This window comes from Lipingzhangella halophila, from assembly GCF_014203805.1.
Taxonomy (GTDB): Bacteria; Actinomycetota; Actinomycetes; order Streptosporangiales; family Streptosporangiaceae; genus Lipingzhangella; species Lipingzhangella halophila.
In genome coordinates this window covers 2741361-2764768 of the sequence record NZ_JACHJT010000001.1, presented here as the reverse complement: position 1 = coordinate 2764768, position 23408 = coordinate 2741361, and the positions used below count along the sequence as shown (strand labels likewise).

The following is a 23408-nucleotide window of genomic DNA, read 5'->3' as shown; positions in this document are numbered from 1 at the left end:
TTCATATAGTCTGCGATATATGTATCCAGTAAACCGTTCGGGCGACCGGCCGCCCGAGGATCTGACCGCCCGCGCCCGCATCCGGGACGCCGCGCTCGCGCAGTTCGCCGAACGCGGGTACACCGGCACGACCATCAAGAGCGTCGCCGAGGCCGCGGGCGTCTCGGTCGGGCTGGTCCAGCACCACTTCGGCACCAAGGAGGAGCTGCGGCGGGCCTGCGACACCTACGCCGTCGAAACCATGGGCAACCTCGACAGCTACGGCGTCACCGGCGGTGGGTCCACCAACCCGGACGCCCTCGCCAAGGTTTTCGAGTGGGGCCCGCTCGTCGTCCGCTACATCGGCCGTGCCATGGTCGACGGCTCCCCCTCGGCGGCGGCGTTCTTCGACAGTGGTGCCGACGCCACCGAGGAGTTCCTGAGCCGCACCTGGCCCGAGCGCTTCCCACCGGGCTCGGCCAAGACACGCGACACCGCCGCCGTGATGGCCGCGATGCACCACGCGACGGTCGTGCTGCACGAGCACCTCTCGCGCCGAATGGGGGTCGACGTCCTGGCCACGGAGAACACGGCGCGCATCGGCCTGGCGATGTTCGACGTCTACACCTCCATGGCCGAGTTCGCGGCGTCCGACGCCGGAGAGCGCGTCCGCGAGGCCGCCCACAACCACCAGCGCGAGACCTCCGCGCCGCCGAGGAAGGAGGACGGCCATGACCGAGACAGTTGAGATCCGGGCGCTGGCGAAAACCTTCGGAACGACACGGGCCCTGGACGGTCTGGACATGAGTGTCCACGCGGGCGAGGTACACGGCTTCCTCGGCCCGAACGGAGCCGGCAAGTCCACCACACTGCGCGTCCTGCTCGGCCTGGTACGCCCGGACGCGGGCACGGTACGGCTTCTCGGGCAGGACCCGTGGCACCGTGCGGTGGAGCTGCACCGCCGCATGGTCTACGTCCCCGGAGACGTCACCCTGTGGCCCACCCTCACCGGCGGCGAGGTGATCGACCTGCTGGGACGGCTGCGCGGCGGGGCCGACCGCCAGCGCCGCGACGACCTTGTGCGGCGCTTCGCGCTCGACCCGGGTAAGCGGTGCCGGACCTACTCCACCGGCAACCGGCAGAAGGTGGCGCTGGTCGCGGCCCTGGCCAGTGACGCCGAACTCCTGGTGCTCGACGAACCGACCGCCGGGTTGGACCCCCTGATGGAGGCGGTTTTCCGCGAGTGTGTCGCCGAGGAGCGCGCCAGGGGCCGCACCGTTCTGCTCTCCAGCCACATCCTCGGCGAGGTTGAGGCGGTGTGCGACCGGGTGACGATCATCCGCGACGGCGCGACGGTCGAGGCGGGGACCCTGGCGCAGCTGCGCCACCTCACCCGGTCCTCGGTATCGGCAGAGGTCGCCGCCGCGCCCAGCGGGCTGAGCGACCTCGCGGGCGTGCACGACCTGCGCACCGAGGGCCACCAGGTCCGCTGCCAGGTCGACACCGCCCGGATCGGCGACGTCCTGGTGCACCTCCACGCGCTGGGAATCGTCGACGTCACCGTGCAGCCGCCCACCCTGGAGGAGCTGTTCCTGCGCCACTACCAGGCAGAACCGGCCGGCGAGGGCGAAGTCTCGGGGGTGTCCCGATGAGCACGACCACCCGCGCTTCGGATGGCGCCTCCCCGGCCGGTACCGCGAGCCCGCTCACCGGAACCGGCATGCTGACCCGGCTGCTGCTGCGCCGCGACCGCGTCATGCTGGCGGTCTGGCTGCTGCTGAGCTGGGGCGTGTCCGCTGGCCGGGCGGGCACCCGGGAGGCGCTGTACCCGACCACCGAGGCGCGCCAGACGCGCTACGACCAGGTCATGGTCGAGGTCCCGATGTTCAAGCTCTTCCAGGGACCCGTGTACGGCACCGGCATCGACGACCTTCTCGTGCAGGAATCCTTCGGTGCCGCGACCCTACTCGCCGCGCTCGGCGCCGTGGTTTTCGTGGTGCGCCACACCCGCACCGACGAGCAGGCCGGCCGGCGCGAGCTGCTGGGCTCGACGGGGGTGGGGCGCTACGCGCCGCTGGCGGCGGCCCTGGCGGTCGTGTTCGTCGCGGGTGCGCTCCTCGCGGTGCTGACCAGCGCGACCATGATCGGCGCCGGTATGCCCGCCGCCGGATCCGCGGTGTTCGGCCTGGTGACCGGGAGCGCGGTGTGGATCTCGGCCGCGATGGCGGCCGTGGCCGCGCAGCTCACCGCCAATCCGCGGGCGGCCATCGTGGGCGCCTACTCCCTGTTCTTCGCGCTGCACTTCGTCCGCGGCGCCTCCGACCTCGGCGGGCCGGGCCTGGCGTGGCTGGGGTGGCTGGTCCCGAACGGCTGGCTGCAGCGCACCCAACCGTTCGCCGGGGACCGCTGGTGGCCGTTCCTGCTCGTCGCGGCCCTCGTCGTGGTTCTGGTGTACGCGGCGGTCAGCCTCGCCGACCGCCGCGATCTGGGTTCCGGGATGCTCGCGACGCGTCCCGGGCCGCGCACCGGACCGCGCGGGCTGGGCGGCCCGTTCGGGTTGGCCTGGCGGCTGCACCGGGGCATGGCGCTGGTGTGGGTCGCGGGCACCGCCGCCATCTGCCTGCCGACGGCTCTGGCCGGCACCGCCGCTATGGAGCAGTACGCGGCCGGCGACCAGATGGCTGAGTGGGCCGCGGCGATGGGCTCGGCCAACCCCGGCGATGCCCTGTTCGCCTACATCGCTTTCGCCACGGTCTTCCCGATCACGCTCTATGCCATCCAGGTCGTGCTGCGGATGCACGCCGACGAGTCCGGCGGGCACGCCGCACTGCTACTGGCCGGGCCGGTCAGCCGGCTGCGCTGGGCCGCCGGGCACCTGGCCCTGGCGCTGGCCGTGCCGGCGGTGCTGCTCGTGGTCGTGGGACTGTGCTTCGGCGTGGGGGCAGGCGATTCCGCCACCATGCTCGCGACCACCGCCCGGCTAATCCCGGCCGTGTGGGTGCTGGTGGGGATCGCCATAGCGGCCTACGGCCTGGCGGGCCGTGTCGCCCCGTTCGTCGGCTACGGCGCGCTGGGCGTCGCTCTCACCGTGGAGTTCGGACAGCACCTGGGCTGGCCGGACTGGCTCTTCTGGACGTTCTCGCCGTTCGCCCACGTGCTGCCGTTCTTCGGCCCACCCGGCGCCGGGACCCTACTGGTCCTCACGGCCGTGGCCGCCACGCTGATCGGGGCGGGTCTCGCCGGTCTGCGCCGCCGGGACCTGCTTGGCTGAAGGTGTGGGGCCGTGGTTCTGGCCACCAGCAACGACACGGGCGTCAGACCTTGATGCGCTCTTCAACGGGCGCGTCCTCGAACCACAGTTCGAGTGCTTCGGTGACCATCGTGATCGCTTCGCCCCGGGTATCGCCGAAGCTGGAGACGTCGGCCTCCAGGCATTGGGCGACATACCGGTCGTCCTCGCGGGTGATGGCAACGGTCAGAGTGCGAGTCTGCACGTCCGTCCCTCCTGGCTACGGTTTCCCGGAAACCAGGGTGCCCTATTCCCGTGGCCACGGTACTGAATTAGGAGCACACCACTCTTCCTGGAGGCCCCGATCTCAGGGTGTCCCCAGCACCGCCCGGCACGTCTCGGCGATGAGGCTGTCGACCGATTCCGGTGGCGCCTCCCCGCGGGAAAGGTAGCGCCGTACAGCCCCGTGGGGGACGTCGACCAGCGCGAACATGACCCGCTGCAGGTCGTGCCCGCCTTCGGCCGCGAACGTGCGCAGGCCGCTCTGCAGTGAGGTGGCGAGCGCGGCCATTTCCGGTCCCAGCTCCTCGGGCCAGCGGGCGGCGACGTCCTCCCGCCGGTACAGCAGCAGCACCCGCGCCTCGTTCGGGCTCTCGCGGCACCAGCGCGGGGTGTGCAGCGCCGCCCTCTCCGCGTCGCCCGCCTGCAGCGCCTCCAGGAAGCCGGCCTGGAAGCGCCGGACACCCCGGGTCCACAGCCGGGCCAGCAGCAGGTCCCGGGAGGCGAACCGGTGGTAGATCGAGCCGACCGGCGCGCCGAGGTGGGCCGCGATCGCCGACACCGTGGCCGCGGCCGGCCCGTGGGCGGCAACGACTTCGAGCGCCGCCCCGAGGATCTGGTCCTCGGTGAACCTGCCCGGTCTGCCCACACCCGCCTCCAGAAGTTATAGTGAGAGCATTCTAGAACATTTTAACTAAAAAGGAGTGCGCGTGTCCCCCACCGTTGAGAAGCTCTACCTGGCCCTGCGCGAACGCGATGTCACCAGCCTCTACGCGCTGCTGCACCCCGACTTCGAGGGGCATGTGGCCCCCGGCATGCCCTGCGGCGTGGGTGGCGCGCACCACGGCCGCGACGCGATGATCCTCGGAGTGTGGGGCGAGGTCGCCGGCCACTTCGACACCGCGCCCTACCCCGAGACCAGCCAGCAGACCACCGACGGCACGATTGTCGTCACCGGCCACTACCGGGGCACCGCCCGCGCCACCGGGCGCGACTATGCAGCGGAGTTCACCCACCTGTGGCGGCTCAGCAACGATCGGGTGAGCTGGCTGCACCAGTACACCGACACCGCCAAGTGGCACGAGGCGCTTGCGACGGCGCCGTGAGGGGTCGGTGTCCCCGAGACCCGGGCAGGTGAGCGAGGCCGCCGCCTCCGCCTCTGACCGAATGGACTATGTGTACCGTTAGTACCTTCGGTACAATCATAAGTATGAGCGAGACCCCTACAGAGTCCATCCGCGAGGTTCGCGACCATCTGGCTGACGTGGTCGACCGTGCCGAACGTGAGGACGTACCCACAGTGGTCACCCGGCGTGGCAAGGAGGTTGCCGCCGTGGTGAGCATCGACACCCTGCGCCAGTTCCAGCACTGGGAAGAGGAGGAGCTCAACCGGATCGTCGACGAGCGCATGGCCGACGATGACCCCGGAGCCCCACTGGATGAGGTGGTGGCAGAGACCCTGGAACGCCCGCAGTGAGCGGCTACCAGACTCGGTTCCATCGCGCTGCCCGCGACGAGTTGCGCAAGATCCCCAAACAGACCGCGATGACGATCCTGCGCAAACTTGCGAACCTGGAGAACGATCCCTATGGCTACGGCACCACCGCGCTAGTCTCACGCCCCGAACGCCGCCGGCTCCGCGTGGGCGACTACCGCGTTATCTACACCGTGGACAACGGTCAACTTGTGGTCTGGGTCATCCAGGTAGGTCACCGTTCGACCATCTACGACTGATCGAGGATGGCCGGTGCTCTCTGCGGGGCCAGTGTTGCCGAGCTTAATCTGGATATGTAAGATCCAGGTTATGCGGATGGCGGAAGGGGTTGAGTGGGCGCTACACAGCTGCCTCAACCTGGCATGGGTGGGACCCGAGCGCGCGGTCCCCACCGCGGCCCTGGCCGCGTTCTACGAGCTTCCCGCCGCCTACCTGAACAAGCAGTTGCAGGCCCTGGCCCGCGCTGGGGTGGTGTACTCCACGCCGGGGCCGGGTGGCGGGTTCCGGCTGGCGCGCGACCCCGAGCAGATCACGCTCTTGGACGTCGTCGTCGCGATCGAGGGGCGCGAGGACGCGTTCCAGTGCACCGAGATCCGGCAGCGTGGTCCCGGTGCGACCCCGGACGCACCCACCGCCCCCTGCCTGGTCGACCAGGCGATGCGCCGGGCCGAGATCGCCTGGCGCGCCGAGCTGGCCAGCCAGACGATCGCGGAACTGCAGGCGGCGGTGCGGCAGGCCGCACCTGAGGTTCCGGTACGCGCGCGGCAGTGGTTCGCGGCAACGCCGTGAAAGGGCCCTTCCCCGCAGGGTTTTCCTGCCGGGATAAAACTGGTTATTCCATATCTCGAATCCGGAAAGAGGTGGCTGATGGCGTCGGCTGACTCGACAGAACGCGCGGTCCCCGCGCCACCCGCGGCGGATACGCAGCAGCGCTCCCCCGCCCGCGGATGGATGGCCGTGTGCGCGGTCACGCTCGGCATCTTCACACTCATGACCACGGAGCTGGTCCCCGTCGGCCTGCTCAGGCCGATCGGGGCATCGCTCGCGGTCTCCGACGGCGCTGCGGGACTCATGGTGACCGGCCCCGGCCTGGTCGCGGCGGTCTCCGCGCCGGTGACCATTGTGGTGTTGGGCCGAACGGATCGCCGAGTCGTGCTGGCCCTGCTGCTCGGGGTGCTCGTGGCCGCCAACCTGACCAGCGCGCTCGCCCCGCACTTCGCGGTGCTTCTGGCGGCGCGCCTGCTGGTGGGCGTGAGCATTGGCGGTTTCTGGGCGATCGCCGGAAGTCTCGCCCTGCGGCTCGTCGCGGAACGGCACGTCGCGCGGGCGACGTCGATCATCTTCGGCGGCGTCGCCGCGGCGTCGGTGCTCGGCGTGCCACTCGCGACCGTTCTGGGTGACCTGGCTGGCTGGCGAACAGCCTTCGCTGGGCTCGGGGCCCTGGGCCTGGTGGCGGTTGGGCTGCTGCTCATCCTGGTGCCGCGGTTGCCCGCGAGCGAGCCGATCCGCTTCGGTGAGCTGCCCTCCCTGGTGCGGACCAACGTGGGCGTGCGCGCCGGGATCGTGCTGACCGTGCTGCTCGTCACCGGGCACTTCACCGCGTTCACCTACGTCCGGCCGTTACTCAGCGACGTGTCGGGGGTGGCTGCCGGGCTCGTGGGTGGGCTGCTGCTCGGCTACGGAGCTGTGGGGATCGCCGGGAACTTTCTCGCCGGCGCGGGCGCGGGACGCGACGCGCGTAGGACCGTGCTCTGGATCGCGGTCCTACTCAGCGCCGCTCTTCCGGTGTTCGCGCTGGTGGGCACGACACCACTGGGCGGAGGCGCGGCGCTGCTGCTGTGGGGGATGGCCTACGGCGGGGTGTCGGTGGGCCTGCAGTCGTGGATGATCGCGACCGCTCCCCGCGCGGCCGAGGCGGCAACCGCATTGTTCGTCTGCGCGTTCAACGCGGCGATCGCGTTCGGCGCGCTCTTCGGCGGGCTCGTGGTGGACACTCTGGACGTCCCCGCCGCTCCCTGGGCCGGCACGGCCCTGACCGTGCTCGGTGTCGCGGTAGCCGCCGCCGCGCGCCGCCGGCCCCGAAACGTGTGATCACTCCAAATGAAGACAACGAAGGAGAGGAACCGATGCCGCACACCATCCTCAACCCGGACACCCTGCACGACCCCACGCCGTTCGGGTACAGCCACATCGCCGCAACCCGGGGTGACCTGGTGGTCATCGCCGGCCAGTACGCCTGCGACGACTCCGGTCGCGTTCTCGACGCCGACTTCGACACCCAGGTGGAGGTGGCGTTCGACCGGCTCGGCACGGCGCTGAGCGCCGTCGGCCTCGACTACTCCCACGTCGTACGCCTGGGCACCTACATCGTGGACCACGACGAGAGCACACTGATGGTGGTGGGCCGGCACATCGCCCGGCACTGGGGCACGAAACCGCCCACCCAGACCCTCCTCGGTGTGGCCGGTCTCGCACTGCCGGGGATGCGCTTCGAGGTGGACGCGCTTGCTGTACGCCCGTGACACGCTGGCTGGTGCGGCGGGCCGGCCCGCCGCACCAGCCAACGGCGGGCCGCGAACGGTCCTCTACCGGTCCGCCCCCGCCCGCTGCTGGCCGTCGGTGTCGCCGGCGAATGGGGCGATCGGGTTGTCCAGCTCGCCGGCGAGCCGGATCGCGCTGGCCGGGTCCTGCAGGTCCACCATCTGCTGGTTGTCGCGTAGCTGCAGCCGGTTCAGACACGACAGGCCGAACCGCTCGGCGAAGAGGTCGTCGTTGGCGAAGCGGTGTGCCAGGTGCGGCATCGACTCCTGGTAGTCCCGGACGCACTCGGCGACGGCGGCCCAGAACTCCTCCTCGTCCAGGATCTGCTCGCTCTGCAGGATCGCGTTGAGGAACCGCAGGAAGCAGTCGAACACGTCGGTGAGGATCGACAGCGTCCGCAGCTCGTCGGGCACCTCGGCGCGGATGCGCTCCACCTTCGGCGGCAGCCGCGCATCGGGGTTGAGGACGGCGATCTCCTCGGCGATGTCCTTCATGAGGACCCGCACTGGCACTCCGCCCTCCAGCACGAGGATGACGTTCTCCCCGTGCGGCATAAACACCAGGTCATGGGCGTAGAAGCAGTGCAGCAGCGGCCGCAGGTAGGCATCCAGGTAGCGCCGCAGCCACACCCGGGGCGACAGTCCCGACTCCGCGATCAGCGCCCCCGCCACCGAGTCGCCGTCGGCGTCGACGTGCAGCAGGCTGGCCATGGTCGCCAGCCGCTGGCCCGGCGCCACCGACGGCACCGGGCTCTCCCGCCACAGTGCGGCGAGCATCTTCGAATACGGCGACCCTTTGGCGGTGGCGGCCGCGTACTGCTCGTGGTGGTAGCCCACGGCCGCGCGTTCACGCAGGATGGAGAACCCGGTCTCGCGCAGCGCGGTGTCCCCGTCGACCAGGCCGGCCAGCCAGTCGTTGATGGCCGGGGTGGCCCGCATGTACTCGGCGGACAGGCCGCGCAGGAACCCCATGTTCAGCACGGACAGCGCGGTCTTGACGTAGTGTCGCCGCGGCGCGGTGGTGTTGAACAGGGTGCGGACGGACTGCTGCGGTTGGTGTTCGTCGTCGCCGCGGCCCAGGCACACCAGGCGGCGCTGGGCCACCTCGCCGGCGAAGGTCACCGACAGCTTATTCCACCACTGCCACGGGTGGACCGGCATCAGCCGGTAGTCGTCCAGGTCCAACCCGAGCTCGGCCATGCGCGCCGAGAACCGGGCCAGGGTCGCCTCGTCCAGCTCGGAGCGGATCAGCGAAGGGTAGTCGAGGCCGGCGGAGGCGGAGAACTCGCACCGGTCGCGGTGCGCGGCCAGCCAGACGAGCCGCACCCGGGGCGCGGCCTCGGGCGCGTAGATGGGGTACTCGGCGGCGTCGATGCCGATCCGGCCGCTGTTGGCCACGAAGCACGGGTGACCCTCGGTCATCGCGGCCTCGATCTCCTGGAACCCCGCCCGGCTGAGCTCGGCGGCGCTGGGGCGCTGGCCGGCGAGCTTGAACGCGCTGCTGGCCAGGGTGCTGCTGATCTCCTCCAGGTACACCGGCAGCACCCGTTCGGTCAGTCCCAGGCTCTGGCGCAGGTCGAGGATGAGGTCGAGCGCGTCCGGTGAGAGTTGGTCGGTGCCGCGCTGGCGGGTGATGCTGGCGGCGTCGACCTGCCAGTGGTTCAGGGCCAGCAGCCGCGCCGCGAAACGGTACTCGCTCGCACCGTCGTCGCTGCGCACAACGTAGTGCCCGGCGGAACACGGCTCTGGGGTGAGCAGGCGCTCGTGGGAGAACTCGGCGAGCATCTTGCGCACCAGGAGGCGGTTCGCGTGCTGCCAGCACTCGGGGTTCAGGTGCGCGACGGCGTCGTGGGGCGCGGTGTGTTCGGGGTGCGGGGCGCGGTTGTTGGCGGGGGCAACGGGGGTCACTGGGCGGCTCCTTGGTCGCGCCGCGCGGCGCGGTACTGCGCTCGGGTGCAGGTGCTGAGGTAGGCGTCCTTGTCCGGGAGCGTGATGGTGCGCACCACCTCGAATCCGACGGCGGCGTTGAGCGCGTGCACCGCCTCGTTGCGCACGTCGGGCTCCACGACAACGCGTGCCGCCGTCTCGGTGGCGAACAGCGAGTCCATGACGGTGACCAGGACGGCGAGGGTGAAGCCGCGCACCGGGGTTTCGGTGGGCGCCACGAGGAAGTGCATGCCGACGTCGCCGGGCTCGTGCTCGTAGGCGCCGTTCAGCTCGCGGTGCGCGGGGTCGTAGCGCTCGACGAGGAACGCCGGCCGCCCTTCGTGCAGGCCCAGGTAGGCCTCGCGGTAGGGGTCGGCGGCGATCTCGCGGTGCTCCCGCCGCACGTCATCCAGAGTGGCCTGGCCCATGAGCCAGAACGCGGACTTGGGGTGGGTGAGCCAGCGGTGCAGTGTCGCGGTGTCGTCCTCGGGGTCGACCGGGCGCAGGCTGAACGTTCCCAGGCGGGGGTCGCGCCGGGTGAAGACGATGCCGCTCATCGGAGCACCTCCATCGGGTGGCTCGCCTGCTCGGGCGCGGAGAACTCCTGGAACGCGATCGAACGTTCGACCGGGTAGTACTCCCGCCCCAGCAGCGCGCGGATGATGCAGGAGTTGCGGTAGGCGGCCATCCCGAGGTCGGGCGCCACGAAGCCGTGCGTGTGCAGCTCCGCGTTCTGCACGTAGATCTCCTGGCCGGTGGCGTCGACGCTGTAGTCGCGCCGCACCGCGAAGCGCCCGGCCGTGTCCCAGTTGATGCGGTGCGCGATCGGCGCCAGGAACTCGGGGACCTCGTAGCGGTAGCCGGTGGCCAGGACCAGCCCCTGGGTGGGGTGCGTGAAGTCGCGCCGCTGCTCCACCTGGCGCAGCCCCAGGGTGTAGCCGCCGGTGCCGGGGTCGTGGCGCGCGTGCGTGACCTCGGTGTTGGTCATCAGCCGGGTGGGCGGGGTGCGGGCGCGGCTCTTGGTGTAGAGCAGGTCGAAGATCGCGTTGATCAGCGTGGAGTCGATGCCCTTGTACAGGCCCTTCTGCGCCTCGACCAGCCGGTCGCGGGTCGGTTGCGGCAGCGCGTGGAAGTAGTCGGCGTACTCCGGCGAGGTCATCTCCAGCGTGAGCTTGGTGTACTCCAGCGGGAAGAACCGCGGCGAGCGCGTGACCCAGGTGAGGTCGTAGCCGCGGGTGTCGATGTCGGTCAGCAGGTCGTAGTAGATCTCGGCCGCGCTCTGGCCGCTGCCGACGACGGTGATGCTGTCCTTTGCCTGCAGCGCCTCTTTGTGGTGGAGGTAGGCCGAACTGTGCACGGCCTCGCCGTCCAACCCGCGGCACGGCTCGGGGATGTGCGGCGGGGTGCCGGTGCCCAGCACCAGGCGGCGCCCCCGGTAGGTGAGGGTCTCCCCGGTGGAGGGGCGGACGGCGCGCACCTCGTAGTGGCCCGCGTCGGCATCGTGGGTGATGGCGGTAACGCGGTGGTCGAAGCGCACCGCCGCCAGCTTGCCGGCGGCCCAGCGGCAGTAGTCGTTGAACTCGTTGCGCAGCGGATAGAAGGACTCGCGGATGTAGAAGGAGTACAGCCGCCCGCTTTCCTTGAGGAAGTTCAGAAACGAGTACGGCGAGGTGGGGTCGGCCAGGGTGACCAGGTCGGCCAGGAACGGCGTCTGCAGGACGCTGTCCTCCAGGAGCATGCCCGAGTGCCAGTCGAACTCGGGTTCGGCCTCCAGGAAGAGCCCGTTGAGCTCCGAGATGGGTTCGGTCAGGCACGCCAACCCGAGATTGAACGGGCCGAGCCCAACTGCGATGAAGTCGTGCGTCGTGGTCAATGCGGTCTCCAGGGGCTAGCTGACACCGGAACGGCTGAGTTCGGCCAGCTCGGCCAGAGCGCCGTGCTCGGCGACCAGGTCGAGCACCTCGGTGATGTCGTTCGCCGACGTCTCGGGGTTGAGCAGGGTGAATTTCAGGTACTGCCGGCCCTCGACGGTGGTGGCGGCCACCACGGCCGCTCCCGAGTCGAACAGGGCCTGGCGCGCGCGGCGGTTGACGCGGTCGCACATTTCGGGCGTGGCCTCGGCGCGCGGCAGGTAACGAAACACCAGGGTGCTGAGCTGGGGGCGGGTCACCACCTCGAAGCGGGGGTCGGCCTCGATCTGGGCCCACGCCTCGGCCGCGCGGTCCACCACCGCGTCGAAGAGCTCGCCGATGGCCTCGGCGCCCATGACGCGTAGGGTCAACCAGAGTTTGAGCGCGTCGAAGCGCCGGGTGGTCTGGATGCTCTTGTCGACCTGGTTGGGGACGCGGTCCTCGGCGTCGCTTTCCGGGTTGAGGTAGTCGGCGTGGTAGGTCGCGTGCCGCAGTGTCGCCCGGTCGCGCACCAGGACCGCGCTGGAGCTGACCGGCTGGAAGAACGATTTGTGGAAGTCAACGGTCACCGAGTCCGCGCGCTCGATGCCGGCCAGCAGGTGGCGCCGGCGCGAGACGAGCAGGCCGCAGCCGTAGGCGGCGTCGACGTGCAGCCAGGCGCCGGAGCGCTCGCACAGGTCCGCGATCTCGTTGAGCGGGTCGATGCTGCCGAAGTCGGTCGTTCCGGCGGTGGCCACCACGGCCATGGGCACGAGCCCTTCGCGGCGGCAGCGGTCGAGCTCCCCGGCCAGGGCGGCCGGGTTCATCCGCTTGTCGGCGTCGCTGGGTACCGGCAGCACGGCCTCGTAGCCCAATCCGAGCAGCGCCGCCGACTTCGCGACGCTGAAGTGTGCGCACTCGGAGGTCAGAACACGTAGCCGGGGCAGGATCCCGCTGGTGCGGGCCTGGCCCGTGCTTCGCCGGCGCACGGCCGCGCAGGCCTCGTCGCGGGCCAGCAGCAGGGCTTGCAGGTTGGACTGGGTGCCGCCGCTGGTGAACACGCCATCGGCGGCCGGGCCGAGCCCGAGGCGCCGCGCGGTCCAGTCGATCAGCTGGCGTTCGATCAGTGTGGCCCCGGCGCTCTGGTCCCAGGTGTCCAGCGAGGAGTTCACGGCTGAGAGCACCGCCTCGCCGAGAAGTGCCGGGATGACGATGGGGCAGTTGAGGTGGGCGAGATAGCGAGGGTGGTGGAAGTACACGGCGTCGCGCAGGTAGACGCGTTCCAGCTCGTCCAGGGCACGCGCCGGGTCGTGCAGCGGTTGGTCCAGGTCGAGGTCGGCGAACTCGGCCGTCACATCGGGCACGGAGGCGCCAGTGGCGGGTTGGGTCACGCCGGAGATCCGGCGCGCGACCCGATCGACCCCTTCGGTGACCGTCCCCCGGTACGACTGGGCGGTGCGGCCGTTGAGGAGATGCGCGCGGGCGGCCGGCGGGGCCGCGCCGGGTGGGGTTCCGGGGGCTGGAGGGTATTCCTCGTCGGAATGCCCGAGGAGAGTCATGGACCATCCTAACTAAGGCGAGCCTAAGCAAACGATGGTTAGGCTAACCTATAAATCTCCCTTCGTGTATCCCGGGGCACGGACAGTTGAATTCGCGCAGCGCACGAGCCCGGATCCGGTGCTCAACGCCGCCGCGGCAGGCCGGCCAGACGGGGGCGCGGAGGAGCCCCTTACGCTGACCCTCGTCGTTCGAGTCCCCATCGGTGCAGATCACAGGCGAGCTCCTCCGATTGGGCCATCGAAGGCCGGTGCTGGAATCCGCTCAGCCGGGGAACACCGCCAGCGCAGGACGGACGTGCGCCCCCTGCCGCAGCACGGATGCTTCCCACGCCGGAGGGCGAGAGGTTAACGGGGTGCGCACCACGAGACATCCCACGGGAGAATCAGGCGCATGTCCCACCCTCGCCACCTGTTCTTCCGCTACAAATCCGTGACCGTCCTCATTCTGCTGATCCAGCTCGCCCTGCTGGCGCTCGCCGCCTTCCTCATCGCGCGGGAAGCGCCGGGCGGCCGCGATGAGCTGCAGGACTACGAGGCGGCGGAACGTTGCCAGTCCGCTTCACCCGGGCCCGCCGACTGCCTCCGGACATACGAGTTCACCGTGGCCGAGGTAACCATTGACGAAAGGGGCCGGGACCATACGTACCGCGCGATCCTGACGGACACGCGAGGCGATGAATGGCAGACGGACTACGGCAACCCCGGTCCCGTCCTGGAACACCTGGACAAGGGTGACCGGGTCACCGGCACCGTTTGGCGCGGCATGCTGACCGAGATCGAGGCTGAGGGCGCCTCCCAGGAGACGTCTGACGCCCCGGCCGACATGCGCGCACGAGTCCTCATCCTCGGGATCATGATCATCCCCGCATGCCTCCTCATTGTCGGCGTGTGCGTCTGGCGGCTGCGCAGCGCGGAACCGGCAACAGGCATGGGCCTCACCCTGTACCTCGCCATCTGGTGGTTCCTGGCCGGGGGTGCCTCTCCCCTCATCCTCGGCACATGGCTCGGCGACAGCGTTGAGGAAAGCGCGAACGTCTGGATGGTGGCGCTCCTCTGGCTCGTCCTGGCCGCGTTACTGACCGCGGCAACGCGCGGCGGCCTGCTCGCTCTTCGCCACATGACCGCCCAAACGGCCGCCTTCGACCGGAAGTTCAATGCCGCCGACAAGGACTCCTGAGGCGATCCCCCTCAGCTCCCGCTCGTGCGGCACGCCCCTACCGTGCCGATGCGGTCTCGCCAGCGGAGCGCGCCACGTCGGCGAGGAAACGGCGCAGCAGCCCACGCGCCTCGTCCGGGGGCATCCGCGCGGGAGCGAACATCGCCTGGGCGGCCAAACCGTCGCAGAACACGTGCAGGTACGCCGCCCACGCCGCGACCCATTCCTCGCGCTGCGCGGTGTCGGGCGAACGGTCGCCGTACAGCGCCAGCGCAACGCTGCGGTACAGCTCGCGCTGCGCGGTCCAGCGGCGCCGGTCGCCCTCGTCGTGCGCCTGGTGGAAGTCCTCGCCGACCGCCTGCCAGATCCGGAACTCCGCACGGCGCCGCTCGTCCAGCGGTAGCAGCTCCTCGATGAAGGCGGCCGCGCGCTCCAGCACCGGCTCATCGTCGCCGCCGACCTGCGCGCGCGCCTGGATGCGCTGCGTGATCCCCTCCTCCGCCAGCTCGATCGCGAACTCCAGGAGCTCGTCGCGGGTCTGGAAGTAGTGCCGCAGCGCCCCCGCGGACCAACCGGCCTCGGCCGCGACGGCGCGGATCGAGACGGCCGAGGGGCCCGCCTTGGCGACGACCCGCCACAGCGCCTCAGCCAGGTCGCGGCGTCTCTGCTCGTGGTCGACGATCTTCGGCATGCGTTCTTTCTATCACGACTGTGCTATTTTATTTAGCACGTTCGTGTTGAAAAAGGAGACGAGATGTCACTGGAGGTCCTCCTCCCGGTCGGTGGCCTCGCGCTACTGGACACCCTCAGCCCCGCCGTCATCGGGGTGACGCTGTTCGTCCTGCTCAGCGGGGCGCGGCGGATGGCGCTGCCGCTGTTCACCTACCTGCTGACGGTCGCGGCCTTCTACTTCAGCGCGGGCGTGGGCCTGATGCTCGGCCTGGGCTCCCTCGTCTCCCGGCTCGGGCACGTTGGCGACCATCCGGTGGCACTGTGGGGCCAGGCGCTGCTGGGAGCCGCGCTTTTCGGGTACAGCTTCGTGATGCCCACCAAACCCGCGGCCGGGGCGCGCCGCCGGGAGCCGCGCTCGTTCCGCGTGCCGGTCATGATCGGGTTGGGCGTCACCACCGGGGTGTTCGAGATCGGCACGGCCCTGCCCTACCTCGCCGCGATCGGGATCATGACCACCGCCGGCCTGGCGCCCGTGCAGTGGGGACCGCTGCTGGCCGGCTACACCGTCGTCATGGTGCTCCCGCCGGCGCTGATGTACCTCGGCTACCGGCTTCTGGGCGAGCGGGTGCGGCCGCGCCTGCAGCGGTGGCGCGAGAAGCTGGAGGCGGGCTCCCGCGAGACCCTGGCCTGGATCATCGGCATCGCCGGGTTCCTGATGCTGGCCAACGCCATCGGCCGTACCGGCATCCCCGAGTTCATCGACGGGCTCCCCTTTTAGAACTCCCCGCAGCCCCACCGATCATCACGGGTGTGTGAGTCGCCGACCTTGGGTACCCAGTCCGTCTCGGCGAAGGTCATCGCGTAAGTGTCCCGGATCCAGGTAAGGTGCTCATCCTCCTTGGGGTCACCCGTGCTCCAGTACACCTGGTACTGCTTGGCTTCCTCCCCATGGCTAAGGTCGGGGGATTCCAACCAGCTCTGGGGCTGGTTGGTGCGGTACTTCCTCGCGGGTTCCCGCTGGTTCCTGCTTCGTAGACCGCCCACCGGCGAGGTCTCCACAGGCTGGCACCGCATGCCCTGCGGCGCTGAGGATGTTCTTGGCGGCGTTGACGTCGGCATGGTCGGTGTGCCCGCAGGCGGTGCAGGCGAAGACCGCTTGGCTCTTGCGAGACTTCGCGTCCACATGCTTGCAGGAATAGCAGGTAATCGACGTGTAGGCCGGATCGACCAGTTCCACGCGGGTGCCGGTCCGACGCGCCGCGGTGCGCAGCGCGAGTTCGAGACGATGCCACCCCTTGTCCAGGATCGCCCGGTTCAGCCCGGACTTCTGGCGGACCCGCGTGCCGGGAGCGTCGATGGTGCCCTTGGCGGAGGCGGTCATTTTGGCGGTGCGCAGTTCTTCGAGGGCGACCACGCCGTGCCGGGCGGTGAGCCGGTTGGCAGTGAAGGCGCAGAAGTCAGCGCGGCGGTTCACCGCCCGGGAGGAGATCCGGTTCACCGCCGCGAGCGTCGTGCGCCGATTCGCTGTCCCCTTCTTCTGCCGGGCGAGCTTGTGCTGGAGGCGCCGGTACCGGGCCTTTTCGCCTTCGGTGGTGAATTCGCGGTCGTGGAACGCACCGTCGCTGGTGGTGGCCGCTACGGCCACGCCACGGTCCACCCCCACAGCCGTGTCCGGTTTGGCGTGCTTCTCGGGGGTGAGCTGGCCATCCTCCACCAAGAACGACACGAACCAGTGGCCGGACTTGCAGGACACGGTCGCCGACCGGATGGCACCGCCGATCGCCCGCGACATGCGGAACTTCACCCACCCGAGCTTGGGCAGCTTGGCCCGGCCCCACGTACGGTTCACTTTCTCCACGGTGATGAGGGTGCCCGCCGGGAACCGCAACGAGGGGTTCCACCGGTTTTTGGCCCGCCAGCGGACGTTGAAGGTACCGCGCTCGCGGCAGGACCGGTCCAGATCCTTCAGCGTCTGCTGGAGCACGTGCGAGGGGGCGGCCTTGAGCCAGGACTCGTCGGTCTTGGCTTCGGCCAGCTCGCGGGCCTGCAGGTGGTAGCCGCAGAACTCGCCGTCACGACCGCGCATGTACCGGTCGACATACTGGCGGCGCTGGTCCAGGGCGGTATTCCACACCGCGCGGCAGATGTCACCGAACATCTGGCACTGCTGGACCTGCTCTTCACTCAGGGCGAGCCGGTACCGGCGACCCGACAGCATGGAACACCTCCCTTCGATGCTTAACCCAATTTTATTGGGTAACCACAGGTTACCCTACCCTGTTGGGTATGGAGTCGCAAACGGTCCCCACCGGTGAAGCCGCTCGAATCCTCGGCGTGGATGCCCGCACGGTCTACTACTACGCCCGCGACTACGCCGACTTCCCCGAACCCGGACGGTTCGGCAGCGCGCTGGTCTGGGACGTCCAGCAACTCAAGGACTGGCGTGCCAAACACCCGATCAAACCCAAGAGAAACGACTAACCCCACGACTGAAACCGGGGGTCGTCGGGCCAGACCGTCGCACTGGAGGGGTCATAGGTCGCGCCATCCATCTCGGCGTCACCAATCGTGAGGGGAACACTACTCTTCGGGTTGTACCCCGCTCCATGGCCCGCTGAAAATGTTGATTTCTGTTTCCGTCGCAATTGGTTCGGAAAGCGGGTAACCGGAACTAGACGCCCGGCTGATCGTCCGACGGAAAACCGTTCGAGAGCGGCTTGGCCAGGCGCACCATGCGCCACGACTCCGGCAGCGGGTTTCCCGCCGAAATCCAGCCGTGCAGCTCCTGGAACGGTTTTTCGGCGAGGACCAGGGTGGCTCGCAATTCGCTTTCGGGTGCATATGGCACAGAGACGCCCGGAACCTCCATTTCAACATCCCGGAATGCCAGGAACCGGCCGTTTTGGGGCAGACACACAACGTCCCCCGGGGATCGGCGAAAAACCAGATGCCACCGCCGGTGGCGGGTTGCCACACTGGGCCGGACATCACCACCGGCCCAGAAAGGACGAGCCCTGAAAGGACGCGCCCCCCGCCCCGGCAACCGCCGGGACACCGGCGACCGGCTCAAGCTGCACCGCCACCACCTGCGCCTGGCCGGGCGCGACTACACCGTCGTCACCCCGCGCCCCGGAACCGACGTCCGGTTCGCGACCAACCGTTGCCACGAGACCTGGCACATCCTCAGCGACCTGCGCGGCGCCCGTTTCCTGGGGCGCCTGCTGTGGGGGTTGTCCTACCAGCGCCGCCCCGACACCGTGGTCCTGATCGGGGCGCCGTTCCTGGACCCCAACCCCTTCGACGCTGAACCCTCCGACCCGATCGTGTTCGCCCCGACGCCGGCCGCCCCGTTCGGCACCGATGCCGCCCGCGCCCTCAAACGCCGCACGCCCACCGGCCCGGGCCACGGCACCGTCCGCTGGCACACCCCCGGCCTGGACCAGCGCACCTGGTCCGAATGGGCCGACTCGCAAGAGCCCGACCTCTACCGGAACGCCACGGACTTCAGCATCACGCGCCGCAGCAACGTGCTGGTGTTCGCCGCCTCCCCGACCATCCTGCGCATGTGGGCGCACCAGGTACACGCGATGCGCTTCTACAACTTCCCCATGGACTACGAGTACCTGGAGGGCTGGCGGAACAACTTCCGCATGGCAGAGGGGGAGGTGCAGATCTTCGCCGAGTACCGGCACATGGTGAGCCGGGCGCGCACCGCCCGGCGCGAGGTGTTCGGCGCCGCGGACGCGAGCGAGGTCCTGCCCTCCGACATCTGGGACCGCGGCGACGACATCAAGTTGCGCGTCCTGGGACCGCCCCGGTCGCACACCGAACAGCCCGACAGCGCGTGAGCCGCCGCGCCCGCCTGCCCCGACCGGCCAACCGCCGGGACACCGGCGACCGGCTCAAGCTGCACCGCCACTACCTGCGCCTGGCCGGGCGCGACTACACCGTCGTCACCCCGCGCCCCGGAACCGAGGTGCTGTTCGCCTTCGCACACCAGGGCCGGACCTGGCGGATCTTCAGCGACCTGCGCGGCGCCCGTTTCCTGGGGCGCCTGCTGTGGGGGCTGTCCTACCAGCGCCAGCCCAACACCATAGTGCTGATCGGGGCGCCGTTCCTGGAGGTCGCCCCGTTCGAGGCCGCGCCCTCGCTTCCGATGGTGTTCGCTCCCGCGCCGGCCGCCCCGTTCGGCACCGATGCCGCCCGTGCTCTCAAACACAAGATGCCCACCGGACCCGGCCACGGCACCGTCCGCTGGCACACCCCCGGCCTGGACCACCGCACCGACCAGGAGTGGGAGCGCGCCGAGGAAGCCCGGCTCCACCGCGCCGAGCTGCGCTACTCGTTCGCAATGCGCGCGGGCCTGGTCGTGTTCAGTGTCGCCCCGCCACTGCTGCGCCTGTGGGGGCGCGACATCCACGGTATGGCAGGCGACTACCTCACCCCGTGGGACAACCACCGGCACCTGGGAGTGTGGACCCACCTGACCTACGGTGACGAGGCCGAGATGCGTCTGCTGACGCGCTTCCGCGAGGAGACCGAACGGCTGCGCCGCACCCGCCGCGAAGTGCTGGCCTCCCCCGACGCGCCCGACGACCCCCTCCTGCAGCGGCACGACACCTTCGCCCGCGCCTTCGCCCCGCCCGCGCGCTGAACCCGGCCCCGCGCCGCCACAGCAACGACTACTGCACGGTCACCGAGGTCAGCGTGACCATCGCGTCGCGGCGCGTGCCCTGTGCCACGAAGTCCTGCACCACCCTCGCCAGCGCCGCGGAGAGCTGGCCGATCATCGGCAGGTGCTCACCACCAGCGCAGGTGGCCTGGCCCGGGGTGTCCTCGGGGTCAGGGGTGAACCGCTCGTCCCAACGCACCAGGCCGAACGTCCCGTCGCCGCTGATCCCGGCGTGCACCAGCGGCGTGCCCGCCGACCGGGCGTGACCGGACAGCACCGAGCGCCCCGCCTCGTTGTCCAGGCAGTCGACGAGCAGGTCAGCGCTGCCCGCCAGGGTCGCGACATTGGACCGCTCCAGGCGCACACCGAAGGCCACCGCCGTGACCCCGTAGAAGTTGCGCAGCTGCAGCCGCAGCGCCTCGGCCTTGTTCCGCCCGACCGCCTGTTTGGTGTAGGCCTGGCTCAGCAGGTTGCGCGACTCCACCCGGTCGTGGTCGACGAAGGCGAGCTCCGCCGGAAGCGTGCGGCAGAGTGTGGCCGCGGTCGACCCCAGCGCGCCCACGCCGCAGAACAGCACCCTCATCGCCCGAACGGCACCTTGGGCCGCAGGTAGATGCGCTGGCCGCCCCCGGCGGCGGTGAACCGGTCGACCACGAAGTGCCGGAAGGTGCCCTCGCCGATGTCGGCGGCGTGCAGCCCCGGTAGCCCGCCGCTGCGCACCACCTCCACCGCCAGGGCGCGGATGTCGTCGTCACTGAGGAACTCCTCGACCTCCGAGGGCAGGTCGGCGGAGAGCCCCCGGTAGGTGACGTTCAGGATCGCCAATGTCCCTCCATTCCCGAGGCCGCCCGCATCAGGGCGGCCCACCACGGTTCCGTCTCCCCCGCCGGGTGCGTGGACCGCATCCCCTCGGCGGTCACGACAACGTAGGCCAGCGGTCGCCCCAGGGCCGCGTCGAGCGCCGCCATTGTGGTGCGGTCCACCGCGGAGAACTCCAGCGCCCCCGAGGGGTGGGTGTGCGCGACCACCGTCAGCCGGTCGCGCAGCCGCCAGATGGCCTCCCAGCGCGCGCGGGAGTCCGGCAGCTCGGACGCGCTGGTGGAGCGGTCCGCCCACAGCACCGCACCGTCGTCGCCGATCAGGAAACACACTTCGATCATCACGCGTGCCGGGTGATGTAGAGCTCGCCGGACCCCATCGCCTCGCGGATCACCGACGGCAGGCTCTCCAGGGTGAGCTCGCGGTCGCTGCCCTCCAGGCAGATCCCGGCGTCGACCACCTGCAGCGTGGCCGCTTGTGCCACCGCGGCGAACCGTTCGCCGTCGAAGCGGAACCGCACCTCGATCAGGTCGTCGGGCAGGTTCCGGGCCTCCAGCAGGCTCGCCCCCGCGGCGTGCAGTGCCGCGGCCGCCCGGTCGTAGCTCCGGGATGTGCTGGCCCACTGGTTCGGCCCGGCGCGCCGGGCCGTCTCCGCGGCGACGCTGGCCACCTCGCGGTGCGCACGCTCGGCGGCCACCTCGCGCAGGACACGCCGCGCGGCGGGATCGCCGCCGTCGGCGATCCCGCCCGCCCGGTGGCGGGCTTCGCCGGGGCGCACGGCGACACCGAGCTCCTCGCCCGCTCGCCGCAGAACGGCGTAACCGTAGGCAGCGCGCAGGCTCGCGGGGACGCCCTTGACCTCGTTGAGGGGACGGCGGTCCTCGAACGCTTGGCGCACCAGCTCCTCGGCCTCTCCCTCGAAGTCGACACGTTCGGGCAGCAGCGCGCCACCGGTCGGCCAACGGCGCGCGACGAGCGGAGCGAACCGCGGCGGCTCCTCCTCGCAGGGCAGCGCCAGCAGCTCCGCCCGGGAATGCACCAGGTAGCCCGCCACGTAGTGCCCGCGCACCGCCGCCAGGTGGCTGAGGTCGGGCGGTTCGGCGGGCTCCAACGCCCGCGCGGAGCGCCCGGTGACCTCGAAGTGCCAGTAGCCCGGCGCAATGGGCGCGGCGACCCGCACCCTGCGGTCCTCCAGTTCGACGAACGGTCCCCCGAAGTAGGGCAGGACCACCCGGGAGCTGGCGCCGAGGAACCGCTGGTAGCCGGTCACAACGGCTTCTCCAGCAACGGGGTCGCCAGCACCCGCTCGAGCCAGCCGGGCGTGGCGGAGGAGGGCAGGACCGGCGCCTCCAGCAACGCGGTCAGGACCCGCGTGACCTGGTAGGGATCGTCGAACTGGGCGACATCGACCTCGCTGAACGGCACCTGCAGCGACGCCGCCGCGTCGCGCACCGTGCTGCCGCGGTACCAGGCCACGTTCACGATCATCGCCATGGCGGCGGGCCGGTACCCGAGCGTCTCGAAGTGGTACGCGAGGGCGCTGCCGGGCTCACCGGACTCGTCCCCGACGACGATCACCACCAGCCGGTGGTCGTTGGCGATCCGCACCCCCGACTGGTGCAGCGCCCCCAGTGCCGACGCGTGGGTGGTCCCCCCGCCGGCCTTGACGTCGGCAAGCATGTGCTGCACCCCGACCCGGCTCGCCGCCTTGGGGCGCAGCACCCGCCCCGTGGTGTCGAAGGTGGCGATGTGCAGCCGGTCGAGCGGGAACCCGGCGAGAATCCGCGCGAGAGCCTCCTTGGACTGCTCGACCGCGGCCTCCATGGACCCGGACTTGTCGATGAGGAACATGACCTCAAGGCCGTCCGCGCTGGCCTCGGAGACCGCGGCCCGCGCGGCGTTGTCGGCCGCCTCCTCGAGCTCCTGCCGTACCTCGCGGTTCTGGACGTTGCGCGCGATGTTCAGCGCGCGCTGGTCGGTGGCGGCCGCCACGGCGGCCTGCCAGCGCTGCCGGACCTCGCTGTCGGCGAGCAGCCCGAGACTCTCCAGCGTGGGCGTGAGCATCCGCATCTCCCGGTCGGACAGCGACGGCAGCAGCGCCGCCATGATCGCCGGAGTGAGCCCCATCCCAGCGGGCAGCCGCCCGGAGGCCTCGGTGAACGACAGCTTCTCGGTGACGATGCGCTCGCAGATGGCCGCCTCGTCGAGCCCGTCGAACCGCTCCTGGCGGCGCAGCTCCAAACCTTCCAGGCCGATGCGCCGGTGCCCGGACGCCGCCTGCTTCTGCGGCCACCCCAGCACCTCGTAGAAGCGCCGCGACTGCGGCCGGTATCCGCACTTGCGGGCGATCCGCTTGATGGTCTCCTTGTATCCGCTCGCCACCAGCCCTTCGAGCAGCGGCATGTTGCGCTCCCGGTAGGCCAGCCACTGCCGGGCGGCCTTGGGCCAACGCCCCAGCGCGGGTTTGCGGCCCGCCGGGTCGGCGAAACCGGCGACCCGGTTGAGGTCGGCGACCTCGGGCACCTCCAGCAACTGGGCCACCCGCAGCACGGCCTTCGGCGTCATCATGCGCGTGGAACCCTGCTCGTAGCGCAGGATCATCGCCTCACCCACGGCGCGGTAGTCGTCGTCGTAGAACGCGACCGTGCCGTCGTCCTCGCGGACCGGCTCACCACTCCGGGGCTGCACCATCATCAGCGCCGCGCAGCACACCTTGCCGTCGCGCCACTCGGTCTCGGTGAGTACGTAGCTCGCGAAACGGGCCATGAGCTCGGCGTCGAGCTCGTAGATCTCCAGCAGGTTCGCGTAGAGGGCGGTGGCAGCGGGCACGAACAGGCCGGGCCGCACCCGCTCACCCTGCTGGTGCTGGGTCGCCGGGAACCACTGCCCATCGCGCTGCACGCCCGGCCGGTTGTGCCAGAGGTGCGCGCCGGAGTTCAGGACGACCGTCAGCAGCCGCTCAGCGGCTCCTCGCTGCTCGTTGTGCATGCGGCGACCTTCTGGCTGTCTTCCCCGGAGAAACACGAAGCGGCGCAGCCGGGACTGCGCCGCAAGAAAGGGTGCGCCCGAGTGAGAAAACCGTGATCTACCAGAATCCAAATCTGACGCTCTCGAAGGAGCGCTGCGTGTGAGGCCTTCTCGGCCGGGCGCTGCAGTGAGCTTCCCAACACCGCCTATGGCGGGTCAAGCGATT

Annotated in this window: 30 protein-coding genes; 14 read left to right on the top strand and 16 right to left on the bottom strand. The window is 70.3% G+C overall.

Annotated features, from left to right (window positions below):
• Positions 1–19: 19 nt before the first annotated feature.
• From F4561_RS12610 to F4561_RS12600, 3 genes are read left to right on the top strand one after another with little or no spacing between them, the layout of a single operon-like run.
• On the top strand, positions 20–727 hold the full coding sequence (locus tag F4561_RS12610; protein WP_184578445.1) for a TetR/AcrR family transcriptional regulator: 708 nt from the start codon (positions 20–22) through the stop codon (positions 725–727).
• Positions 711–1631: an ABC transporter ATP-binding protein gene (locus F4561_RS12605; RefSeq protein WP_184578442.1), complete on the top strand. Its 921-nt coding sequence runs from the start codon at positions 711–713 to the stop codon at positions 1629–1631. Before F4561_RS12610 ends, F4561_RS12605 begins: the two co-directional genes overlap by 17 nt.
• Positions 1628–3250, top strand: a complete 1623-nt coding sequence (locus F4561_RS12600; protein WP_184578440.1) for an ABC transporter permease — start codon at positions 1628–1630, stop codon at positions 3248–3250. The genes F4561_RS12605 and F4561_RS12600 overlap by 4 nt, the downstream gene beginning before the upstream one ends.
• A gap of 43 nt (positions 3251–3293) precedes the next feature.
• On the opposite strand, the gene F4561_RS12595 is transcribed toward F4561_RS12600, so the two are convergent.
• Together F4561_RS12595 and F4561_RS12590 are read right to left on the bottom strand one after the other, a co-directional pair.
• Entirely contained in the window at positions 3294–3473 is a 180-nt protein-coding gene (locus F4561_RS12595; RefSeq protein ID WP_184578437.1) for a type II toxin-antitoxin system HicB family antitoxin, read from the bottom strand.
• 102 nt (positions 3474–3575) lie between these two features.
• The gene (locus F4561_RS12590) at positions 3576–4136 is read right to left on the bottom strand and encodes a TetR/AcrR family transcriptional regulator (RefSeq protein ID WP_184578434.1); all 561 of its coding nucleotides are present in this window, start codon (positions 4134–4136) and stop codon (positions 3576–3578) included.
• 61 nt (positions 4137–4197) lie between these two features.
• Between F4561_RS12590 and F4561_RS12585 the strand changes: the two genes are divergently transcribed.
• The 6 genes from F4561_RS12585 (at position 4198) to F4561_RS12560 (ending at position 7504) form a co-directional block, all read left to right on the top strand.
• Complete coding sequence (locus F4561_RS12585; RefSeq protein ID WP_184578431.1) at positions 4198–4593, top strand: nuclear transport factor 2 family protein; 396 nt, start codon at positions 4198–4200, stop codon at positions 4591–4593.
• Between the two features lie 104 nt (positions 4594–4697).
• Entirely contained in the window at positions 4698–4964 is a 267-nt protein-coding gene (locus tag F4561_RS12580; protein WP_184578428.1) for a type II toxin-antitoxin system Phd/YefM family antitoxin, read from the top strand.
• Positions 4961–5221 carry a type II toxin-antitoxin system RelE family toxin gene (locus F4561_RS12575; protein WP_184578425.1) on the top strand — a complete coding sequence of 87 codons (261 nt, stop codon included), beginning with the start codon at positions 4961–4963 and terminating at the stop codon, positions 5219–5221. Before F4561_RS12580 ends, F4561_RS12575 begins: the two co-directional genes overlap by 4 nt.
• A 70-nt stretch (positions 5222–5291) precedes the next feature.
• The gene (locus F4561_RS12570) at positions 5292–5771 is read left to right on the top strand and encodes an RrF2 family transcriptional regulator (RefSeq protein ID WP_246437192.1); all 480 of its coding nucleotides are present in this window, start codon (positions 5292–5294) and stop codon (positions 5769–5771) included.
• Between the two features lie 78 nt (positions 5772–5849).
• A complete protein-coding gene (locus F4561_RS12565; RefSeq protein ID WP_184578422.1) occupies positions 5850–7073 on the top strand; it encodes an MFS transporter in 1224 nt (407 codons plus the stop codon).
• Positions 7074–7108: 35 nt separating this feature from the next.
• Positions 7109–7504 (top strand): RidA family protein, encoded by a 396-nt coding sequence (locus F4561_RS12560; protein ID WP_184578419.1) that lies wholly within the window; start codon positions 7109–7111, stop codon positions 7502–7504.
• 63 nt (positions 7505–7567) lie between these two features.
• On the opposite strand, the gene F4561_RS12555 is transcribed toward F4561_RS12560, so the two are convergent.
• The 4 genes from F4561_RS12555 to F4561_RS12540 are packed head-to-tail and all read right to left on the bottom strand — an operon-like array spanning position 7568 to position 12896.
• Positions 7568–9430 carry an IucA/IucC family protein gene (locus F4561_RS12555; protein ID WP_312885230.1) on the bottom strand — a complete coding sequence of 621 codons (1863 nt, stop codon included), beginning with the start codon at positions 9428–9430 and terminating at the stop codon, positions 7568–7570.
• On the bottom strand, positions 9427–10005 hold the full coding sequence (locus tag F4561_RS12550; RefSeq protein ID WP_184578416.1) for a GNAT family N-acetyltransferase: 579 nt from the start codon (positions 10003–10005) through the stop codon (positions 9427–9429). Before F4561_RS12550 ends, F4561_RS12555 begins: the two co-directional genes overlap by 4 nt.
• Positions 10002–11321, bottom strand: coding sequence for a lysine N(6)-hydroxylase/L-ornithine N(5)-oxygenase family protein (locus F4561_RS12545; protein ID WP_184578413.1), 1320 nt, complete (start codon positions 11319–11321; stop codon positions 10002–10004). The genes F4561_RS12550 and F4561_RS12545 overlap by 4 nt, the downstream gene beginning before the upstream one ends.
• Before the next feature lie 15 nt (positions 11322–11336).
• A complete protein-coding gene (locus F4561_RS12540; RefSeq protein ID WP_184578411.1) occupies positions 11337–12896 on the bottom strand; it encodes a pyridoxal phosphate-dependent decarboxylase family protein in 1560 nt (519 codons plus the stop codon).
• 391 nt (positions 12897–13287) lie between these two features.
• Here F4561_RS12540 and F4561_RS12535 point away from each other — a divergent pair, with 391 nt between their 5' ends.
• Positions 13288–14073 (top strand): hypothetical protein, encoded by a 786-nt coding sequence (locus F4561_RS12535; protein WP_184578408.1) that lies wholly within the window; start codon positions 13288–13290, stop codon positions 14071–14073.
• A 37-nt stretch (positions 14074–14110) separates the two neighbouring features.
• On the opposite strand, the gene F4561_RS12530 is transcribed toward F4561_RS12535, so the two are convergent.
• The gene (locus F4561_RS12530) at positions 14111–14743 is read right to left on the bottom strand and encodes a TetR/AcrR family transcriptional regulator (protein ID WP_184578405.1); all 633 of its coding nucleotides are present in this window, start codon (positions 14741–14743) and stop codon (positions 14111–14113) included.
• Between the two features lie 63 nt (positions 14744–14806).
• Between F4561_RS12530 and F4561_RS12525 the strand changes: the two genes are divergently transcribed.
• A complete protein-coding gene (locus F4561_RS12525; RefSeq protein WP_184578402.1) occupies positions 14807–15502 on the top strand; it encodes a GAP family protein in 696 nt (231 codons plus the stop codon).
• On the opposite strand, the gene F4561_RS12520 is transcribed toward F4561_RS12525, so the two are convergent.
• Positions 15499–15696: a hypothetical protein gene (locus F4561_RS12520; RefSeq protein ID WP_184578398.1), complete on the bottom strand. Its 198-nt coding sequence runs from the start codon at positions 15694–15696 to the stop codon at positions 15499–15501. The two genes, F4561_RS12525 and F4561_RS12520, sit on opposite strands and share 4 nt — an antisense overlap.
• Complete coding sequence (locus tag F4561_RS12515; protein WP_184578395.1) at positions 15677–16942, bottom strand: RNA-guided endonuclease InsQ/TnpB family protein; 1266 nt, start codon at positions 16940–16942, stop codon at positions 15677–15679. Before F4561_RS12515 ends, F4561_RS12520 begins: the two co-directional genes overlap by 20 nt.
• A 68-nt stretch (positions 16943–17010) precedes the next feature.
• Between F4561_RS12515 and F4561_RS12510 the strand changes: the two genes are divergently transcribed.
• Positions 17011–17205, top strand: a complete 195-nt coding sequence (locus tag F4561_RS12510) for a MerR family transcriptional regulator (RefSeq protein WP_184578392.1) — start codon at positions 17011–17013, stop codon at positions 17203–17205.
• Between the two features lie 190 nt (positions 17206–17395).
• Here the strand turns inward: F4561_RS12510 and F4561_RS12505 are convergent, their stop codons facing one another.
• Together F4561_RS12505 and F4561_RS12500 are read right to left on the bottom strand one after the other, a co-directional pair.
• A complete protein-coding gene (locus F4561_RS12505) occupies positions 17396–17593 on the bottom strand; it encodes a hypothetical protein (protein ID WP_184578389.1) in 198 nt (65 codons plus the stop codon).
• A gap of 118 nt (positions 17594–17711) precedes the next feature.
• Positions 17712–17891 carry a hypothetical protein gene (locus tag F4561_RS12500; protein ID WP_184578386.1) on the bottom strand — a complete coding sequence of 60 codons (180 nt, stop codon included), beginning with the start codon at positions 17889–17891 and terminating at the stop codon, positions 17712–17714.
• Between the two features lie 63 nt (positions 17892–17954).
• Between F4561_RS12500 and F4561_RS12495 the strand changes: the two genes are divergently transcribed.
• Together F4561_RS12495 and F4561_RS12490 are read left to right on the top strand one after the other, a co-directional pair.
• The gene (locus F4561_RS12495) at positions 17955–18572 is read left to right on the top strand and encodes a hypothetical protein (RefSeq protein WP_184578383.1); all 618 of its coding nucleotides are present in this window, start codon (positions 17955–17957) and stop codon (positions 18570–18572) included.
• A complete protein-coding gene (locus F4561_RS12490; protein ID WP_184578380.1) occupies positions 18569–19378 on the top strand; it encodes a hypothetical protein in 810 nt (269 codons plus the stop codon). Before F4561_RS12495 ends, F4561_RS12490 begins: the two co-directional genes overlap by 4 nt.
• A 28-nt stretch (positions 19379–19406) precedes the next feature.
• On the opposite strand, the gene F4561_RS12485 is transcribed toward F4561_RS12490, so the two are convergent.
• Genes F4561_RS12485 through F4561_RS12465 form a run of 5 tightly spaced genes read right to left on the bottom strand, consistent with a single transcriptional unit; the run spans position 19407 to position 23203 of the window.
• The gene (locus F4561_RS12485) at positions 19407–19979 is read right to left on the bottom strand and encodes a HesA/MoeB/ThiF family protein (RefSeq protein ID WP_184578376.1); all 573 of its coding nucleotides are present in this window, start codon (positions 19977–19979) and stop codon (positions 19407–19409) included.
• Positions 19976–20221 carry a hypothetical protein gene (locus tag F4561_RS12480; protein WP_184578373.1) on the bottom strand — a complete coding sequence of 82 codons (246 nt, stop codon included), beginning with the start codon at positions 20219–20221 and terminating at the stop codon, positions 19976–19978. Before F4561_RS12480 ends, F4561_RS12485 begins: the two co-directional genes overlap by 4 nt.
• Positions 20209–20556 (bottom strand): Mov34/MPN/PAD-1 family protein, encoded by a 348-nt coding sequence (locus F4561_RS12475; RefSeq protein WP_184578370.1) that lies wholly within the window; start codon positions 20554–20556, stop codon positions 20209–20211. The genes F4561_RS12480 and F4561_RS12475 overlap by 13 nt, the downstream gene beginning before the upstream one ends.
• Complete coding sequence (locus F4561_RS12470) at positions 20556–21485, bottom strand: hypothetical protein (RefSeq protein WP_184578367.1); 930 nt, start codon at positions 21483–21485, stop codon at positions 20556–20558. The genes F4561_RS12475 and F4561_RS12470 overlap by 1 nt, the downstream gene beginning before the upstream one ends.
• A complete protein-coding gene (locus F4561_RS12465; protein ID WP_184578364.1) occupies positions 21482–23203 on the bottom strand; it encodes a vWA domain-containing protein in 1722 nt (573 codons plus the stop codon). The genes F4561_RS12470 and F4561_RS12465 overlap by 4 nt, the downstream gene beginning before the upstream one ends.
• Between the last annotated feature and the right edge of the window lie 205 nt (positions 23204–23408).